3 protein-coding genes are annotated in these 2,862 nt (G+C 69.8%); 2 read left to right on the top strand and 1 reads right to left on the bottom strand.

The annotated features are described in order from the left end of the window. The first annotated feature begins 175 nt into the window (after window positions 1-175). Window positions 176-1,714 (top strand): IS21 family transposase, encoded by a 1,539-nt coding sequence (gene istA, locus ENE75_RS24570; RefSeq protein ID WP_128201747.1) that lies wholly within the window; start codon window positions 176-178, stop codon window positions 1,712-1,714. 63 nt (window positions 1,715-1,777) lie between these two features. Next, the gene (gene istB / locus ENE75_RS24575; protein ID WP_128201749.1) at window positions 1,778-2,530 is read left to right on the top strand and encodes an IS21-like element helper ATPase IstB; all 753 of its coding nucleotides are present in this window, start codon (window positions 1,778-1,780) and stop codon (window positions 2,528-2,530) included. Window positions 2,531-2,657: 127 nt separating this feature from the next. Here the strand turns inward: istB and ENE75_RS25560 are convergent. Next, window positions 2,658-2,862 (bottom strand): hypothetical protein (locus ENE75_RS25560; RefSeq protein WP_233259272.1); only part of this gene is annotated, 205 nt, incomplete at its 5' end.

The raw sequence follows: 2,862 nt of genomic DNA on the forward strand, positions 1-2,862 counted from the left end.
TGCGTATTTCACGTCATCGCGGACACCCATTTCACGGGATCGCGGACAGCATTTCACGGGAAGGCGGACACCGTTTCACGCTGATCGCGGACAGCGTTTCAGCGTGATGGCGGACAGCAGCAGCGCGTGCGGGTGACCTGAGCCGTGGGCATGCTGGTCGATTTTTCGACCGGACATGCCCACCCCCAGGATCACCATGCGTCAACTACGACAGACCCTTCGCCTCCACCTCGAAGCCCGGTTGAGCCTGCGCGAGTGCGCACGCGTGCTGGGCATCTCCAAGACCACCGTCGGCGCCATCGTCAGCATGGCGCGCGTAGCCGGCGTGGACTGGTCCGTGGCCCAGGGCTTGAGCGACGACGAGCTCGAGGCCCGGGTGTACCGCCCGGCCGTGCCGCGCTCGTCGCGCCACCTCGAACCCGACTTCGCGCTCATCCACCAGGAGTTGCGCCGCCCCGGCGTGACCTTGCAGTTGCTGTGGGAGGAGTACCAGCGCGGCAATGACCTGGCCTACAAGTACACCGCCTACTGCGTGAAGTACCGCGCCTGGGCCGCTGGGCTGAAGCGATCGATGCGCCAGACGCACATCGCCGGCGAGAAGCTGTTCGTGGACTACGCCGGGCAGACCATGCCCGTCGTGGACGCCGCCACCGGCGAGATCCGCCGCGCCCAGATCTTCGTGGCGGTGCTGGGTGCGTCGAACTACACCTACGCCTGCGCCACCTGGCAGCAGACCGCCGCGGACTGGGTGGGCGCCATCATCGACACGCTGGAGTTCATCGGTGGCGTGCCCCGCCTGATCGTGCCCGACCAGCCCCGGGCCCTGATCGCCCGGCCCGACAGCTACGACCCCGTCCCCGGCCGACTGGTGCAGGAGTTCTCCTCGCACTACGACGTGGCCGTGCTTCCTGCGCGCCCGGGTCGCCCGCGCGACAAGCCCAAGGTGGAGGTGGGCGTGCAGGTGGTCGAGCGCTGGATCCTGGCGCGGCTGCGCAACCGGCGCTTCTTCAGCCTGGCCGAGCTCAATGCCGCCATAGCTGAGTTGCTGGCCGAGTTGAACCAGCGGCCATTCAAGAAGCTACCCGGATGCCGCCACTCGGCCTTCCTGGCGCTGGAGCAGGGTGAGTTGCGAGCACTGCCGGCCACTCGCATGCCGATCGCCCGCTTCAAGCGCGCCCGCGTCAACATCGACTACCACGTCGAGCTCGACGCCCACTACTACAGCGTGCCGCATCGCCTGGTGGGCGCCGAGGTCGAACTGCGGATCACCGCCACCACGGTGGAAGTGCTGGCCGGCGGCGCCCGGGTGGCCGTGCACAGGCTCAGCGCGCTGCCAGGCAGGCACACGACCCTGGCCGAGCACATGCCGGCATCGCACCGCGCGCACCGCGAGTGGTCGCCGGCCAAGCTCATCGCCTGGGGCGAGCGAATCGGCGTAGCCACTGCCGCCGTGGTGCGCTGGCAGATGGAGCACCGCCCGCACCCCGAGCAGGGCTACCGGGCCTGCCTGGGCATGCAGCGCCTGGCGCGCGAGTTCACGCCGGCGCGCCTGGAGGCGGCCTGCACCCGCGCCATGGCCATCCGCAGCCCCAACCTGCGCAGCGTCACGTCGATCCTGCGCAGCGGCCTGGACCGCCAGCCCGCGCCCCCGAAGCCCGTCCAGGCCAGTCTGCCGCTGCACGAGAACCTGCGCGGCCCGGACTACTACCACTGACATCCCAACCCGCCCCCCAACCCGCCGACACCACCAACACCACCGACGAAGGAGAACGACCCCATGCTCAACGAACAGACCCTGACCCAGCTCAGAGCCCTGCGCCTGGACGGCATGGTCGCCGCGCTGGCCGATCACGCCAGCAGCAGCGCCGCCAGCGAACTGCGCTTCGAGGAGCGCCTGGCGCTGCTGGTGCAGCGCGAGATCGACTGGCGCGACGACAAGCGGCTGACCCGGCTGCTCAAGGCCGCGCGGCTGAAGGTCAGCAGCGCGTGCATCGAGGACATCAACTGGCGCGCCTCGCGCGGCCTGGACCGGCACCTGGTCACGGCGTTGGCCGGCTGCGACTGGGTGCGCCATGCGCGCACCATCCTCATCACCGGCGCCACGGGCACGGGCAAGACGTGGCTGTCGTGCGCGCTGGCCCGGCAGGCCGCGCGGCAAGGCTTCACGGTGCTGTACACGCGCACCACGCGGCTGCTGCAGGAACTGCGTGTGGCCCACGGCGACGGCAGCTTCAGCCGGCGCCTGGCGCAACTGGCGCGCATCGACGTGCTGGTGCTAGATGACTTCGCAGGTGCGCCAATGGAGCCGGGCGAACGCAACGACCTGCTGGAACTGCTGGACGACCGGGTGGGGGCGAAGGCCACGCTGATCACGAGCCAGCTGGCGGTCAAGGCCTGGCACGCCTGGCTGGACGACCCGACCGTGGCCGACGCGATCCTGGACCGCATCGTGCACAGCGCGCACCGCATCGCGCTCAAAGGGCCATCGCTGCGCAAGCCCGAAGGTCAGGCAGACGAGGAAGCCCAATGATCGCTTCGCGCAGACATCAGCACGCCCGCAGCCCGGCGACGAACACGGCCTGCCCACCGCGGCGGTCGGTCGGTTCGTCGCAGGCGCCGACCGACCGCCGCCGTGGACAGGCCTGCGGCCAGGACCATCAAACGAGCATCGCCTTCGGCGCCGAGTTGCCCACCCCGGCGCTGCGCGCCGGCGTGGACAACACGGGCGACTTCACGGCCATCGCGGACACCTGAGATACGATGAACCCAGTCACCCGCATGCCCTGTGCGCTGTCCGCCATCGGCGTGAAACGGTGTCCGCGATCAGCGTGAAACGGGTGTCCGCGATCGCTGAAATGCGCA

Origin of the sequence: Rubrivivax albus, assembly GCF_004016515.1 — a bacterium.
Classification (GTDB): domain Bacteria; phylum Pseudomonadota; class Gammaproteobacteria; order Burkholderiales; family Burkholderiaceae_C; genus Rubrivivax; species Rubrivivax albus.

Excerpts from the sequence above, each read along its gene's own strand:
- istB (WP_128201749.1), top strand. The coding sequence starts at position 1,778 with ATGCTCAACGAACAGACCCTGACCCAGCTCAGAGCCCTGCGCCTGGAC.
- istA (WP_128201747.1), top strand. The coding sequence starts at position 176 with ATGCCCACCCCCAGGATCACCATGCGTCAACTACGACAGACCCTTCGC.